At 45.6% G+C, this 15569-nt stretch carries 14 protein-coding genes; 13 read left to right on the forward strand and 1 reads right to left on the reverse strand.

All coding sequences use genetic code 11. From position 1 onward, the window contains the following. Nucleotides 1–29 precede the first annotated feature (29 nt). The 13 genes from lspA to EDD69_RS06145 all read left to right on the forward strand — a co-directional run bounded on the left by lspA (nucleotide 30) and on the right by EDD69_RS06145 (nucleotide 13737). Entirely contained in the window at nucleotides 30–569 is a 540-nt protein-coding gene (lspA, locus tag EDD69_RS06085) for a signal peptidase II (RefSeq protein ID WP_279388134.1), read from the forward strand. Then, nucleotides 544–1455, forward strand: coding sequence for an RluA family pseudouridine synthase (locus tag EDD69_RS06090; RefSeq protein WP_132948071.1), 912 nt, complete (start codon nucleotides 544–546; stop codon nucleotides 1453–1455). The genes lspA and EDD69_RS06090 overlap by 26 nt, the downstream gene beginning before the upstream one ends. 166 nt (nucleotides 1456–1621) lie before the next feature. Further along, on the forward strand, nucleotides 1622–2164 hold the full coding sequence (gene pyrR / locus EDD69_RS06095; protein WP_132948072.1) for a bifunctional pyr operon transcriptional regulator/uracil phosphoribosyltransferase PyrR: 543 nt from the start codon (nucleotides 1622–1624) through the stop codon (nucleotides 2162–2164). Between the two features lie 128 nt (nucleotides 2165–2292). Continuing rightward, nucleotides 2293–3591, forward strand: a complete 1299-nt coding sequence (locus EDD69_RS06100) for a solute carrier family 23 protein (RefSeq protein WP_132948073.1) — start codon at nucleotides 2293–2295, stop codon at nucleotides 3589–3591. Nucleotides 3592–3745: 154 nt separating this feature from the next. Beyond that, entirely contained in the window at nucleotides 3746–4675 is a 930-nt protein-coding gene (locus EDD69_RS06105; RefSeq protein ID WP_132948074.1) for an aspartate carbamoyltransferase catalytic subunit, read from the forward strand. After that, nucleotides 4641–5927 carry a dihydroorotase gene (locus EDD69_RS06110; RefSeq protein WP_132948075.1) on the forward strand — a complete coding sequence of 429 codons (1287 nt, stop codon included), beginning with the start codon at nucleotides 4641–4643 and terminating at the stop codon, nucleotides 5925–5927. Before EDD69_RS06105 ends, EDD69_RS06110 begins: the two co-directional genes overlap by 35 nt. Then, nucleotides 5924–7018, forward strand: coding sequence for a carbamoyl phosphate synthase small subunit (locus EDD69_RS06115; RefSeq protein ID WP_132948076.1), 1095 nt, complete (start codon nucleotides 5924–5926; stop codon nucleotides 7016–7018). The genes EDD69_RS06110 and EDD69_RS06115 overlap by 4 nt, the downstream gene beginning before the upstream one ends. Next, on the forward strand, nucleotides 7011–10208 hold the full coding sequence (carB, locus tag EDD69_RS06120; protein WP_132948077.1) for a carbamoyl-phosphate synthase large subunit: 3198 nt from the start codon (nucleotides 7011–7013) through the stop codon (nucleotides 10206–10208). Before EDD69_RS06115 ends, carB begins: the two co-directional genes overlap by 8 nt. Beyond that, complete coding sequence (locus EDD69_RS06125; protein ID WP_132948078.1) at nucleotides 10205–10978, forward strand: dihydroorotate dehydrogenase electron transfer subunit; 774 nt, start codon at nucleotides 10205–10207, stop codon at nucleotides 10976–10978. Before carB ends, EDD69_RS06125 begins: the two co-directional genes overlap by 4 nt. Further along, nucleotides 10975–11916, forward strand: coding sequence for a dihydroorotate dehydrogenase (locus EDD69_RS06130; RefSeq protein WP_132948079.1), 942 nt, complete (start codon nucleotides 10975–10977; stop codon nucleotides 11914–11916). Before EDD69_RS06125 ends, EDD69_RS06130 begins: the two co-directional genes overlap by 4 nt. Then, the gene (pyrF, locus tag EDD69_RS06135) at nucleotides 11888–12607 is read left to right on the forward strand and encodes an orotidine-5'-phosphate decarboxylase (RefSeq protein ID WP_132948080.1); all 720 of its coding nucleotides are present in this window, start codon (nucleotides 11888–11890) and stop codon (nucleotides 12605–12607) included. Before EDD69_RS06130 ends, pyrF begins: the two co-directional genes overlap by 29 nt. Continuing rightward, nucleotides 12604–13227 carry an orotate phosphoribosyltransferase gene (pyrE, locus tag EDD69_RS06140; protein WP_132948081.1) on the forward strand — a complete coding sequence of 208 codons (624 nt, stop codon included), beginning with the start codon at nucleotides 12604–12606 and terminating at the stop codon, nucleotides 13225–13227. Before pyrF ends, pyrE begins: the two co-directional genes overlap by 4 nt. 174 nt (nucleotides 13228–13401) lie before the next feature. Continuing rightward, a complete protein-coding gene (locus EDD69_RS06145; RefSeq protein WP_132948082.1) occupies nucleotides 13402–13737 on the forward strand; it encodes a hypothetical protein in 336 nt (111 codons plus the stop codon). A gap of 85 nt (nucleotides 13738–13822) precedes the next feature. Here EDD69_RS06145 and EDD69_RS06150 read toward each other — a convergent pair whose 3' ends face one another. Next, nucleotides 13823–15538: an Rqc2 family fibronectin-binding protein gene (locus tag EDD69_RS06150; protein ID WP_132948083.1), complete on the reverse strand. Its 1716-nt coding sequence runs from the start codon at nucleotides 15536–15538 to the stop codon at nucleotides 13823–13825. Nucleotides 15539–15569 lie beyond the last annotated feature (31 nt).

The raw sequence follows: 15569 nt of genomic DNA on the forward strand, positions 1-15569 counted from the left end.
TTTGAGTTTTCAAGGGGGATGTTGTTTTTATGTGCGTGTATGGTAGAATGAAAAAAGAATTTGTCGGTGGGGGTTATGTTGTGATTTATTATTTATTAGCGTTGATTGTCATTTTAATCGATCAATGGACGAAATGGCTTGTTGTTCGCTATATGGATCTTGGTGAAAGCATTCCGATCATTGAAAACGTGCTTTACATTACATCGCATCGCAACCGCGGTGCCGCTTGGGGGATGTTGCAAGGTCAGTTTTGGCTTTTTTATATCATTACCGTTGTTGTTGTCATTGGGATTATTGTTTACATTCAGCGCTTGCCGCGGGAGCAAAAATTATTCGGGATTGCCCTCGGACTGATTCTTGGCGGCGCGCTTGGCAACTTTATTGATCGCGTGTTTCGCAAAGAAGTCGTTGATTTCATTCATACGTACATTTTTAGCTACAGTTTTCCGATTTTTAATGTGGCCGATTCAGCGCTATGCATCGGTGTAGCTCTCATTTTTGTTCAAACGTTTTTAGAAGAAAAAAAGCGAAAGGGAATGAGCGATGGAACAAATTCGACTAACGATTGAAGAAGAACATCATCACGAACGAATTGATAAAATCATTGCTGGCATTAATGAAGAATGGTCACGCTCGCAAGTACAACAGTGGATTAAAGAAGGGCTTGTTACCGTCAATGGCAAAACAGTGAAGGCCAATTATAAATGTTCTGCAGATGATGAAGTGATCATTCGCATTCCTGATCCTGAACCGCTTGATGTTGAGCCTGAAGAGATGGATTTAGATATTTATTATGAAGATGCGGATGTACTTGTTGTCAATAAACCGCGCGGGATGGTTGTTCATCCAGCGCCTGGTCATATGCGCGGGACGCTTGTGAACGGCTTGCTTGCACATTGTAAAGACTTATCGGGCATTAACGGCATTTTGCGGCCGGGAATCGTTCATCGCATCGATAAAGATACATCGGGGTTATTGATGGTGGCGAAAAACGATTTTGCACATGAGGCGCTTGTGAATCAATTAGTGAATAAGACGGTCACCCGTAAATATAAAGCGATTGTTCACGGCGTTATTCCGCACGACTACGGAACGATCGATGCCCCAATCGGCCGCGATAAACATGATCGGCAAAGCATGGCGGTGACGGAAGATGGAAAAGAAGCAGTGACACATTTCCGCGTGCTCGAGCGATTTAAAAAATTTACGTTTATTGAGTGTCAATTAGAAACGGGGCGAACGCATCAAATTCGTGTGCACATGAAATACATCGGTTATCCGCTCGCAGGAGATCCGAAATACGGACCGAAGAAAACGTTGCCGATTGACGGACAAGCGTTACATGCAGGCGTGTTAGGCTTTACCCATCCGCGCACAGGGGAGTATTTACAATTTGAAGCGCCTCTGCCAGAAGAATTTGAGCGTTTATTGCAATTGTTAAGAAGCGAAAAATAAATGATTGACAATGAAAGAAAATAAAGGTAGAATTGTCTCAAGTGAATAAAAGTCCTTTAAAATCAGTCCCGTGAGGCTGAGAAGGAGTCGGATAGGATGACTAAACGTGGAATTTTTCTGCCCTCTCGCCGATCGGTGAGAGGGCTTTTTGTGTGGAGGTGAAACAATGCAAAAAGCGGTTGTGCTAGATGAACAAGCGATTCGACGCGCACTGACGCGCATTGCTCATGAAATTATTGAGCGCAATAAAGGAATCGATGACTGCGTGCTCGTTGGGATCAAGACGCGCGGCATTTATTTAGCCAAGCGGTTAGCGGAGCGAATTGAACAAATTGAAGGAACGTCCATTCCGGTTGGGGAGTTGGATATTACGCTCTATCGCGATGATTTAACGGTGAAAACAAGCAATCATGAGCCGCTTGTGAAAGGAACGGACGTGCCGTTTGATGTCACCAATAAAAAAGTTATTTTAGTCGATGATGTATTGTTTACAGGAAGAACGGTGCGCGCGGCAATGGATGCGATTATGGATCTCGGACGCCCAGCGCAAATTCAGCTTGCTGTTCTCGTCGATCGCGGCCATCGCGAATTGCCGATACGCGCCGATTTTGTTGGAAAAAACATTCCAACTTCTAGCTCGGAAATGATCGTTGTCGAACTAAAAGAAGTTGATCAGTTGGACCAAGTAAGCATTCATGAAAAAAAATAACACCCTTTTTAAAGGCAGTCCTGCGAGGCTGACAAAGGGGGAAGGTAGGCGTTTTGTACCCTCTTTGTGCCTTGCGCAAAGAGGGGTTTATTTTTATAGATTAGATGAAAAAGGGGAGAGGAGATCCAATGAATAAACCGGTATTAGATGTAAAAGATGTGCCATCGTTTGGACAGTTAATCACATTAAGCTTACAGCACTTATTTGCGATGTTTGGAGCGACGATTTTAGTTCCGTATCTTGTTGGATTAAATCCGGCGATGGCGCTCATTTCAAGCGGGCTTGGAACGATTGCCTTTTTAATCGTCACCAAATGGCAAGTGCCTGCGTACCTAGGCTCATCGTTTGCGTTTATCGCTCCGATCATTGCGGCGAAAGCAGCCGGAGGACCGGGAGCCGCGATGATTGGCAGCTTTTTGGCCGGTCTCGTTTATGGAGTGGTTGCGCTTGTCATTAAACGCGCAGGATACCGTTGGATTATGAATCTTTTACCGCCAATCGTTGTCGGTCCTGTCATTATCGTTATCGGTTTAGGTCTTGCGAACGTAGCGGTGAGTATGGCGATGAACGGGCCGGATGGAAAATATAGCTTAACTCACTTCTCTGTTGCGCTTGTAACGCTCGCAGCGACCATTGTGTGCTCGATTTTTTCAAGAGGCATTTTTAGCCTTGTACCTGTTTTAATTGGGATCATGGTTGGGTATGTATATGCGCTAGCGATGGGCGTTGTTGATTTGTCGGGAGTAGCAAAAGCGAAATTTTTTGAAATGCCTGAATTTCTTCTTCCGTTCGTTCACTACGATGTGCGTGTAACGTGGGATATTGTGTTATTGATGGTTCCCGTGGCGGTGGTTACATTGTCCGAACATATCGGTCATCAGCTTGTGCTAAGCAAAGTGGTCGGGCGCGACTATATTCAAAAGCCGGGTTTACATCGCTCCATTTTCGGTGACGGATTAGCGACGATGATCTCCGCTTTCATCGGCGGTCCGCCTAAAACGACGTATGGAGAAAACATCGGCGTTTTAGCGATTACGCGCGTCTATAGCGTATATGTGCTGGCAGGAGCGGCTGTGCTAGCCATCATCTTTGGATTTGTCGGCAAAATAACAGCGCTCATCAGCTCTATTCCAACTCCGGTCATGGGAGGCGTATCGATCCTTCTTTTCGGAATTATCGCTTCATCAGGATTAAGGATGCTTGTTGACAGCAAAGTTGATTTCGGTGATAAACGAAATTTAGTCATCTCTTCGGTTATTCTCGTGATCGGAATCGGCGGCGCGTTTATTAAAGTATCTGAACAATTTCAAATTCAAGGCATGGCGCTGGCCGCACTTTCTGGTGTGTTATTAAACTTCATTTTGCCGGGCCGCCCAGAAGTGACTGAAAATTTGTTTGAAGAACAACATGAAAACGATGTCGCATAAATCACCTTTTAATTAAGTCCAGCGAGACTTAAAAGGGTGGAGTTGCGCAAATGGAAAAACGGTTCATTCAAGAAGCGTTTTTGTCTTCATGCGCAAAACACCCTGTCCATTTGACAGGGTGTTTTTTGTTAAAAATGATTGGGAGGCATATCCGATGAAACATTTATTGACGTTATCGCAACTATCGCTTGATGAAGTGCTGCTTATTTTAGAAGAGGCAAGTGAATTTGCAAAAGGGAAGCAATGGAAGGTTTCTGAACCGACGTTTGTGGCAAATTTGTTTTTTGAGCCGAGTACAAGAACGAAATGCAGCTTTGAGGTGGCGGCGCGAAAATTAGGATTGCAACCCGTTCCGTTTGATGTTCAAACATCAAGCGTTCAAAAGGGGGAAACGTTGTATGATACCGTTCGAACGTTAGAAGCGATTGGCGTGCGCGCAGTTGTCATTCGCCATCCGCACGATCGCTATTTTGACTCCTTACAATCGATCTCGATCCCAATCATTAATGCAGGCGATGGTTGTGGTCACCATCCAACACAATCGCTTTTAGACTTAATGACGATTCAACAGCATTTTGGCACGTTTCAGCATGTAACGGTGGCAATCATTGGCGACATTCGCCATAGCCGCGTCGCTCGTTCCAATGCCGAAATATTAACGCGGCTAGGAGCGACGGTGCTTTTTTCAAGTCCAGATGAGTGGAAAGATGAAACGAATCCGTACGGAACATACGTGGACTTAGATTCAGCGATTCGCGAAGCGGATGTCGTCATGTTGTTGCGCATTCAACATGAGCGGCACGGTGAGAAAATAGGGCTTACAAAAGAACAATATCATCAACAATATGGATTAACGGTTGAGCGAGCAAGCCGAATGAAAGCAAGAAGCATCATTTTGCACCCAGCTCCAGTCAATCGCGACGTCGAAATGGCTAGCAGCCTTGTCGAATGTGAACGCTCCCGTATTTTTAAACAAATGGAAAACGGCGTGTATGTGCGCATGGCGGTATTAAAAAGAGCGCTTGAGTCTTATGAAAGGAGAATGCAGAATGGCTATTATTTTGAAAAATGCTCGCTCGCTTAATAAAGAAGGACAGTTAGAGCCGATTGAACTGAAAATCGTTGGTGAAATTATAGCGGAATTGTCTTCTACTATTGAGGTAACGACAGACGACGAAGTCATTGACGTTAATGGTCAATTGCTTGCACCTGGTTTTATTGATTTGCACGTTCATTTGCGGGAACCGGGCGGCGAACATAAAGAAACGATCGCTACCGGTACGCTAGCTGCGGCAAAAGGCGGTTTCACGACCATTGCCGCGATGCCGAACACTCGTCCGGTCCCCGATACGAAAGAGCAAATGGAATGGCTTTATAAACGCATTCGCCAAACCGCTCATGTGAACGTTCTTCCTTATGCATCCATTACCGTGCGGCAACTTGGCAGGCAATTGACGAATTTTGTCGAATTAAAAGAAGCAGGAGCGTTTGCGTTTACCGATGACGGTGTCGGAGTGCAAAGCGCGCAAATGATGTATGAAGCGATGAAGCAAGCAGCTGCGCTTAATATGCCGATTGTGGCGCATTGCGAAGATGAGACGCTGACGTATAAAGGAGCGGTTCACGACGGAACATTTGCAAAAAAGCATCGATTAGCAGGCATTCCGTCTGTATGCGAATCGGTCCATATTGCCCGCGATGTGCTGCTAGCGGAGGCAACAGGCTGTCATTATCACGTATGCCATATCAGCACGAAAGAGTCGGTTCGCGTTGTGCGCGATGCAAAGCGAGCAGGCATTCGCGTGACGGCGGAAGTAACGCCGCATCATCTTCTTCTTTGCGATGAAGACATCCCGGGGCTTAATGCGAATTTTAAAATGAACCCGCCGCTAAGAAGCAAAGAAGATCGCGATGCGTTGGTAGAAGGAATTTTAGACGGCACGATCGATTTTATCGCCACCGACCATGCGCCGCATACAGAAGCGGAAAAACAAGAAGGAATGGAGCTTGCTCCGTTTGGAATCGTCGGGCTTGAGACGGCATTTCCGCTTCTTTACACGCATTTCGTCGAAACAAAAAAATGCACGCTCAAACAGCTAGTGGATTGGTTTACGAAAAAACCGGCAGAAGCATTCAAAATCCATGCAGGAACATTGGCAGTCGGCGCTAAAGCAGATGTTACCGTCATTGATTTACATACAGAAGAAGCGATTGATCCGAACGCGTTTGTATCGAAAGGAAAAAATACACCGTTTGCAGGGTGGAAATGCAAAGGTTGGCCAACGATGACATTTGTCTCTGGAAAACTTGTATGGCAGAAAGGGAGAGAACAATGAAGCGGCAACTTATTTTAGAAGATGGCACTTTTTTCGTCGGTGAAGCGTTTGGCAGCATGGAAAAGAAGATGGGGGAAGTTGTCTTTAACACAGGAATGACCGGCTATCAAGAAATTTTATCCGATCCGTCTTATTGCGGGCAAATTGTGACGATGACGTACCCGTTAATCGGCAATTACGGCATTAACCGCGATGACTTTGAATCGATTGAACCGCACATTCACGGGCTTATCGTCAAGGAAGTGTGCGATGCTCCTTCAAACTGGCGCAATGAAATGACGCTTGATGAATATTTAAAAATAAAAAACATTCCTGGGTTAGCCGGAATCGATACGAGAAAGTTAACGCGCATCATTCGCCAATACGGAACGTTAAAAGGGATTCTTTGCGATTTAGATGTCAGCGTTCAAGAAGCGGTCGACTATTTAAAATCTACCAATTTACCAAACGATCAAGTGAAGCGCGTGTCGACCAAAAGCGCGTATGCAAGCCCGGGACGCGGCCATCGCGTGGTGCTTGTTGACTTTGGCATGAAACATGGCATTTTGCGCGAGCTAAATAAACGAAATTGCGATGTGATCGTTCTCCCGTACAATGCGACAGCGGAGGACGTGCTTCGCTTAAACCCAGACGGTGTCATGCTTTCCAACGGACCTGGGGATCCGAAAGATGTTCCGGAAGCGATTCAGATGATTCAAGGAATACTTGGAAAAGTGCCGATCTTTGGCATTTGTCTCGGCCATCAATTGTTCGCTCTTGCTTGCGGGGCTGATACGGAAAAAATGAAGTTTGGTCATCGTGGTTCGAACCATCCAGTCAAGCATTTGGCGACAGGGAAAGTGATGATGACTTCACAAAACCATGGCTATACGGTGAATGAACAATCGCTAAAACAAACGAGATTACAAGTGACCCATGTCGCGTTAAACGATGGCACGATTGAAGGATTGCGCCATCTCGATTATCCAGCCTTTACGGTGCAATACCATCCAGAAGCTTCTCCTGGACCGGAAGATGCGAACGGTTTGTTCGACGAGTTTATGGCAATGATCGAACAGTTTCAAAAGGAAGGGGACATCATCCATGCCTAAACGCCAAGATATTGAAACGATTTTAGTCATCGGTTCTGGCCCGATTGTCATCGGTCAAGCGGCGGAATTTGATTATGCAGGGACGCAAGCATGCTTAGCGTTAAAAGAAGAAGGCTATAAAGTCATTTTAGTCAACTCCAACCCTGCGACGATTATGACAGATACAGAAATTGCCGACAAAGTGTATATGGAGCCGTTAACGCTTGAATTTGTTTCGCGCATTATCCGCAAAGAGCGCCCCGATGCGATTTTGCCGACGCTCGGGGGACAGACGGGGTTAAACTTAGCGGTCGAATTAGCGAAAACAGGTGTGCTTGAAGAATGCGGTGTTGAAATTCTTGGCACAAAGCTTGAAGCGATTGAAAAAGCGGAAGACCGCGAGCAGTTTCGTGCCCTGATGAACGAGCTTGGTGAACCAGTTCCAGAAAGCGAAATTATTCATAGTTTAGAAGAGGCATTCGCATTCGTCCAAACGGTCGGTTATCCGGTCATCGTTCGCCCAGCCTTCACGCTCGGTGGAACAGGCGGCGGCATTTGTACGAATGAAGAAGAATTGATTGAAATTGTTTCGAACGGTTTAAAAATGAGCCCGGTTCACCAATGTTTATTAGAAAAAAGCATCGCCGGATATAAAGAAATTGAGTATGAAGTGATGCGCGATGCAAACGACAACGCCATCGTCGTCTGCAACATGGAGAATATCGATCCAGTTGGCATTCATACAGGCGATTCGATCGTTGTCGCTCCAAGCCAAACGTTAAGCGACCGTGAATATCAATTGCTGCGAAATGCATCGCTGCGAATTATTCGCGCCCTTGGCATCGAAGGCGGATGCAACGTCCAGCTGGCACTGGATCCACACAGCTTTCATTACTATGTGATTGAAGTGAATCCGCGCGTGAGCCGCTCGTCCGCTCTAGCATCCAAAGCAACCGGATATCCAATCGCCAAACTGGCGGCAAAAATTGCGGTCGGTTTAACGTTAGATGAAATGATGAACCCGGTAACAGGAAAAACGTATGCGTGTTTTGAGCCAGCGCTTGATTATGTCGTCACGAAAATTCCGCGCTTTCCGTTTGATAAATTTGAGTCAGCCAATCGGCGTCTTGGCACGCAAATGAAGGCAACAGGGGAAGTGATGGCCATTGGCCGCACGTTCGAAGAATCGCTGTTAAAAGCGATTCGCTCGTTAGAAACAAACGTCTATCATCTTGAACTAAAAAATGCCGAAACGGTCTCGGATGAATTGCTTGAAAAGCGGATTCGCAAAGCGGGAGATGAGCGATTGTTTTACATTGCCGAAGCGATCCGCCGCGGCTTTACGATTGAACAAATTCACGAATGGAGCCAAATCGATCGCTTTTTCTTAACCAAAATCGAAAACGTCGTTCGTTATGAAGCGGTCATTCGCGATCATGTTGGCGATTTAGATGTATTGCGAAAAGCAAAGGCGCTCGGCTTTGCCGATGTGACGATCGCAAAGCTTTGGAATAAACGTGAACGCGACATTTATGAAATAAGAAAACAAGCCAACATTATTCCTGTTTATAAAATGGTTGATACGTGCGCGGCAGAATTTGAATCAGAAACGCCGTATTATTACAGCACATATGAAGAAGAAAACGAATCGATTGTCACCGAACGAAACAGCGTCGTTGTGCTCGGTTCAGGACCAATCCGCATCGGGCAAGGAATCGAATTTGACTACGCGACCGTTCATTCGGTGTGGGCGATTAAAGAAGCGGGCTATGAAGCGATTATTATTAATAATAATCCAGAGACGGTATCAACCGATTTCAGCATCTCCGACAAACTTTATTTTGAACCGCTAACGATTGAAGACGTCATGCATGTGATCGATTTAGAAAAACCCGTAGGCGTTATTGTTCAATTTGGGGGACAGACAGCGATTAACTTAGCGGCTGAGCTTTCGGCGCGCGGTGTTCGCATTCTCGGCACGTCTTTAGAAGATTTGGACCGCGCTGAAAACCGCGATAAGTTTGAGCAAACATTGTCACAGTTAGGAATTCCGCAGCCAAAAGGAAAAACGGCCTTTTCTGTCGAGGAAGCGGTGCGCATTGCTGAAGAAATCGGCTATCCTGTTTTAGTTCGTCCGTCTTACGTTCTTGGCGGCCGAGCGATGGAAATTGTCTACAAAGAAGAAGAACTTTTGCACTATATGGAAAACGCCGTAAAAGTGAATCCGCAACATCCGGTGTTAATTGACCGCTATTTAATCGGAAAAGAAATAGAAGTCGATGCGATTTCCGATGGCGAAACGGTGTTTATCCCGGGCATTATGGAACACATCGAACGGGCAGGGGTACATTCTGGCGACTCGATTGCTGTGTATCCGCCGCAAACATTAGCGCCGCACATTCAACAAAAAATCGTCGACTATACGATTGCACTTGCGAAAGGATTGCGCATTGTCGGTCTATTAAACATTCAATTTGTCATGTACAACGATGAAGTGTATGTCCTTGAAGTGAATCCACGTTCAAGCCGAACGGTACCATTTTTAAGTAAAATTACGGGCGTTCCGATGGCGAATATTGCAGCGAAAGTGATTTTAGGCGCGAAACTTGCCGAACTTGGCTATGAAACAGGATTGCGACGCGAATGCGAAGGAGTATATGTCAAAGTACCTGTGTTTTCATTTGCGAAGTTGCGTAATGTCGATATTTCGCTTGGACCAGAAATGAAATCGACCGGCGAAGTGATCGGCAAAGATACAACGTTTGAAAAAGCGCTATATAAAGGGTTGGTCGCATCAGGCATTCACATTCGCTCTTATGGCTCGGTGTTGCTAACGGTTGCCGACAAAGACAAAGAAGAAGCGATTGAATTAGCCAGACGATTCCATCGCATCGGTTACCAGTTGCTTGCGACAAACGGAACAGCCGAAGCATTGAAAGCAGCGAATATTCCGGTTACCGTCGTCAACAAAATTCATTCTGAATCGCCGAACATTTTAGATGTGATCCGTCAAGGGAAAGCACAGGTCGTCATTAACACGTTAACAAAAGGAAAGCAGCCAGAAAGCGATGGTTTCCGCATTCGCCGTGAAGCGGTGGAAAACGGCATTCCTTGCTTAACATCGCTAGATACCGCCAAAGCGATGCTGCAAGTGCTTGAATCGATGACTTTTTCGACAACGGCGATGTCAGAAGAGTGGGTGCGCTTATGATGAAACGAGAACATATGATGATTGTCGCTCATGAGCCAATCGCTGAAAACATTTATGCGCTTACGTTAACAGGTCCGTTAGTGCATGAAATGAACAAGCCTGGTCAATTTGTTCATATTAAAATAACTTCGCAAGCGGATCCGCTTTTACGCCGTCCGCTGAGCCTTTGCCAGATCGATAAAGAAACGAGCCAATGTACGATCATTTATCGAAAAGAGGGGATAGGAACGACCCTTCTTTCTGAAAAACGGCCTGGCGAAACGGTGGACGTTCTCGGTCCGCTCGGAAACGGCTTTCCGCTTGATGCGGTAAAAGCGGGGCAAACCGCTCTCATTGTTGGTGGCGGGATCGGCGTTCCGCCGCTTTATGAATTGTCCAAACGGCTTGTGAAAAAAGATGTAAATGTCATTCATGTGCTTGGTTTTCAAAATAAAGATGTCATGTTTTATAAAAATGAATTTGCTAAACTCGGCGAAACGCATGTCGCCACCGTTGACGGCTCCTACGGAACAAAAGGATTGGTGACCGATGTCATCGCTGAATGCGCCATTTCTTTTGACGTGTTGTACGCCTGTGGCCCAAAACCGATGTTAAAGGCGCTCGAACAAGCGTTTCCGAACAAGGAAGTGTACCTTTCGTTAGAAGAACGTATGGGGTGCGGCATCGGTGCCTGTTTTGCCTGCGTCTGCCGCGTACCTAACAGCGAAACCGCGTACAAAAAAGTATGCAGCGATGGACCTGTGTTCAAAGCCGGGGAGGTGATCTTATGAATCGTTTAGCTGTTCAACTGCCAGGCCTTTCGTTGAAAAATCCGATTATGCCTGCTTCGGGCTGTTTCGGATTTGGACGTGAATATGCGCAATTGTATGACTTAAGTCAGCTCGGAGCGATCATGATTAAAGCAACAACGCTGGAAGCGCGTTTTGGAAATTCGACGCCGCGAGTGGCTGAAACGCCAAGTGGGATGTTGAATGCCATTGGTTTGCAAAACCCCGGTTTACAAAAGGTGATGGAAGAAGAATTGCCGTGGCTTGCGCAATTTGATGTGCCCATCATCGCCAATATCGCTGGTTCAACGATGGAAGAATATGTGGAAGTCGCTAAAGAAATATCGAAAGCGCCAAACGTTTATGCGCTTGAACTGAACATTTCTTGCCCGAACGTGAAAAAAGGCGGCATGGCTTTTGGAACCGTCCCGGAAGTCGCCGCAGAACTAACGAAGCTTGTAAAAGAAGTCTCAGAAGTACCTGTTTATGTGAAACTTTCTCCGAACGTCACGAACGTTGTCGAAATGGCAAGGGCAATCGAAGCGGCAGGAGCCGATGGCTTAACGATGATTAATACGCTTCTTGGCATGCGCATTGACGTCAAAACCGCTCAGCCGGTGCTTGCCAATCGGACAGGAGGATTGTCGGGGCCAGCGATTAAACCGATTGCAATTCGGATGATTTATGAAGTGAGTCAAGCGGTCTCTATTCCGATTATCGGCATGGGCGGCATTCAGTCGGCGGAAGATGTCATTGAATTTTTCTATGCCGGAGCAAGCGCCGTCGCGGTCGGAACCGCCAATTTTATCGATCCGTTCGTTTGTCCGAACATCATTGCCGAATTGCCGGCATTGCTCGATGAACTCGGCTTTGAGCACATTTCTGAATGCACGGGAAGGAGCTGGAAAAAAGGTGAACCGTCCGTTTATTGTGGCGCTTGATTTTCCGTCAATGGAAGAAGTGAAAACATTTTTGCGGCGATTTCCACATGAATCGTTATTCGTCAAAGTCGGCATGGAATTATACTATCAGGAAGGCCCAGCCATCATTTACGATTTAAAAGAACAGGGCCATCGTATTTTTTTAGATTTAAAGCTTCACGATATTCCGAATACGGTCAAGCGGGCGATGCAAGGGCTTTCTCGTTTAGGGATTGATCTTGTGAACGTCCATGCCGCTGGCGGAACGACAATGATGGAAGCAGCGCTTGAAGGATTAGAGGCTGGTACGCCAAGCGGGGCGCGCCGTCCGTATTGCATTGCGGTCACTCAATTAACGAGCACAAGCGAACAAATGCTGCACAAACAGCTCCTCATCGAACGTTCGCTGGAAGAGACAGTGCTTCATTATGCGTCTTTGGCAAAAGAGAGCGGACTCGATGGCGTCGTCTGTTCGGCAAAAGAAGTGCCGATCATTCGTAAGTACTTAAGCCCATCATTTTTGACTGTCACGCCGGGCATTCGCTTTGCCGATGATGAAAAAAACGATCAAGTTCGCGTCGTCACCCCATATGAAGCAAGAAAGCTCGGTGCCAGCGCGATCGTCGTCGGAAGAAGCATTACACGCGCCGCCGATCCGTACGCGGCTTACGAACGATTACAACGAGAATGGAATGGAGAGGAAGAACAATGAAAAAAGTAATCGCCACACATTTACTGCAAATCGGGGCCGTATCTTTACAGCCGCATGACCCGTTTACATGGTCATCGGGAATCAAGTCGCCGATTTATTGCGACAACCGGCTCACGTTAGCGTATCCAAACGTCAGAAGCGCGATTGCCGATGGGCTTGCAACGCTCATTCGCACGCATTTTCCAGACGTTGAAGTCATCGCTGGAACGGCGACCGCAGGGATTCCGCATGCCGCATGGACAAGCGAGCGTTTAAGCCTCCCGATGTGCTACGTGCGCAGCCAAGCAAAAGGACACGGAAAAGGGAAACAAATTGAAGGAAAAGTTGAACAAGGACAAAAGGTCGTTGTCGTCGAAGATTTAATTTCAACAGGGGGAAGCTCTTTGAACGCGGTGCGTGCATTACGAGAGGAAGGTTGTGAAGTACTTGGGGTCGTGGCCATTTTTACCTATGGTCTTGAAAAAGGAAAACAAGCGTTTGCCGAAAACAACGTGGACGCCTATACGCTCACCGATTATGACACCCTCATCGAAACAGCGGTCGAAATGGAAGTGATTGCAGAAGAAGATGTTACGATATTACGAGAGTGGCGGAAACAGCCAGAGGGGTGGGGGAAGTAGGAAAATTCGTTTTAGGTGTTTTCGTTAAGAAAACGCCTTTTTTATGTTTTTTGCCAAAAATATAATGTAAATTTATTGAATTTTGAAAATAATTTTTATAATCTACTGTGTGATAGGGGAATGTTTTCTAAAGTATCTATAATGTTCCCAAAATATTTATTAAGGGGGTGCACAATGAAAAGGAACATAATCATTGCTTTCGTTACATTCATGATCGAAACGGTTTTAACATATTTAATCTCTATAAAGCTATCGATTCGATTTATCGAGATTATGTTTCTTGTCGGAGTTGCGTGTTCGTTTCTTATTTTTTGGTTCTCAAGCAGCGGAGGGGCGATTGCTAATTGGATCAATAGCAAAAATAGCGCATTAACTCTTTATATTCAAGAGAGGGAAGAGTTTCAATTTCGCAAAGGACCGGCATTTTATGCTTCGTTGCTATTTTTATTTATAGGATTCATCTTCTTTATTCTTCTCGTTTCAGGAATCATACCGCCAGCCAATCATTGAACTGGTAATAAATTAAGAATGTAAAAACACCTTCATAAACCGCATGTAATAACATTGGCGATTTAGAAGGTGTTTTTATTATGGTTTAGATGCTTTTTTTCATTTTAATCACTAAATCTTCATCCGGTGTAACATAGATCGTTTGTTGGTTTTCGTAAATGACATAGCCCGGTTTGGCGCCGCTCGGTTTTTTGACGTAGCGAATGCGCGTATAGTCAACAGGGACGGAGCTGGATTGCCGCGCTTTGCTGAAGTAAGCAGCAAGATGAGCCGCTTCGATAATCGTTTGTTCCGATGGATTTTTGCTGCGAATGACGACGTGGGAGCCCGGGATATCTTTTGTATGTAGCCAAATGTCGTCTTTGCTTGCTAGTTTTGTCGTTAAATAATCGTTTTGTTTATTGTTTTTGCCGACGAGAATTTCCGTTCCATCGCTTGAAACATAGCGTTCGAGTTCGATTTTCGTTTGCTTTTGTTTTTTTGTTTGTTTCGTTGGCCGCGCGCGCAAATATCCTCCCTCGATTAATTCCTCGCGAATTTCTTCGATATCTTTTGGAGCGGCTGTTTCGAGCTGTTGAAGAAGGTTCTCAAAATAATCGATCTCCTGTTTTGTGCGCTCGATTTGTTCTTGGACGATTTGTAACGAGTTTTTTGCTTTTTGGTATTTTTGAAAGTAATGTTGCGCATTTTCGGACGGCGATTTTTGCACATCGAGTGGAATCGTAATCGTAGCGCCGTTTTCATCGTAATAGTTGATGACTTCGATTTCTTTCATGCCGCGCTGAATCGCGTATAAATTGGCGGTCAACAATTCCCCGTAAAGCCGATATTGGTCTGCATTTTTTGCTTCTTCTAATGTTTGTTCTAATTTTTTTAGTTTTTTCTCGTTTTTCGCTTTTTCGTTGATGATGAATCGCTCTAAGTCGTGTGCCTGCTGTTTGACGCGGTCGCGTTCGGCTTTGCCGAAATAAAAGCGGTCGAGCATGTCGCTCAATGTGTCAAATTGCTTTTTCTCGCCTTCCATATGAGAAAGCGGAAGGACATAAAAAATTTCCTTTTCGTTATTTGTATAAATGCATGGCGTAAACCGATTCATGCGCACATCATCCATGAGCGCAATAAAGCTTTTCGGCAATGTTGTTCGATTCGCCAGACCAGCGCGAAATACCGCTTCTTTCGCTAACAGCGGCGAAATGCCCGCAAACGTGGCAACGAGCTGATCCGCTAATTTGCCGGCGAGGAAATCGAGTTTTTTGATGACGGTTTCTTCCGTTGCCTCAAGCGGATTGATTTTTCCGTGCGATGGCGGTGCGACGTATGGATGACCCGGCAAAACGGTTCGATAGCGATTGACGGCAGGGGAGAGATGCTTCAGGCTGTCAATGATCGTGTTTGTTTCTTTTTCGACTAAAATGATGTTGCTGTGTCTTCCCATAATTTCAATGATTAATTGCTTCGTGGATAGATCCCCAATTTCGTTGCGCCCTTTTGTTTCAATGATGATGATGCGGTCGAAATCAACTTGGCGAATCGACTCAATGACGCTTCCTTCTAAATGTTTGCGCAACAGCATGCAAAACATCGGCGGCTCGGCAGGATTGTCATATGTTTCTTTTGTGATGTGAACGCGCGCGTAGCTTGGATGGGCGGATAACAACAATTTATGATTTTGCCCGTGCGAGCGAATTTGCAATACGAGCTCATGTTTAAACGGCTGATGAATTTTCGTAATCCGTCCTCCTTCGAGCGTTTGCTTTAATTCTTTTGTCATTGCATAGGTAAACACTCCGTCAAATGACATGGTAAACACCTTTCTTTCTATTTTGTCCTTC

This window comes from Thermolongibacillus altinsuensis, from assembly GCF_004341205.1.
GTDB classification, from domain to species: Bacteria; Bacillota; Bacilli; order Bacillales; family Anoxybacillaceae; genus Thermolongibacillus; species Thermolongibacillus altinsuensis.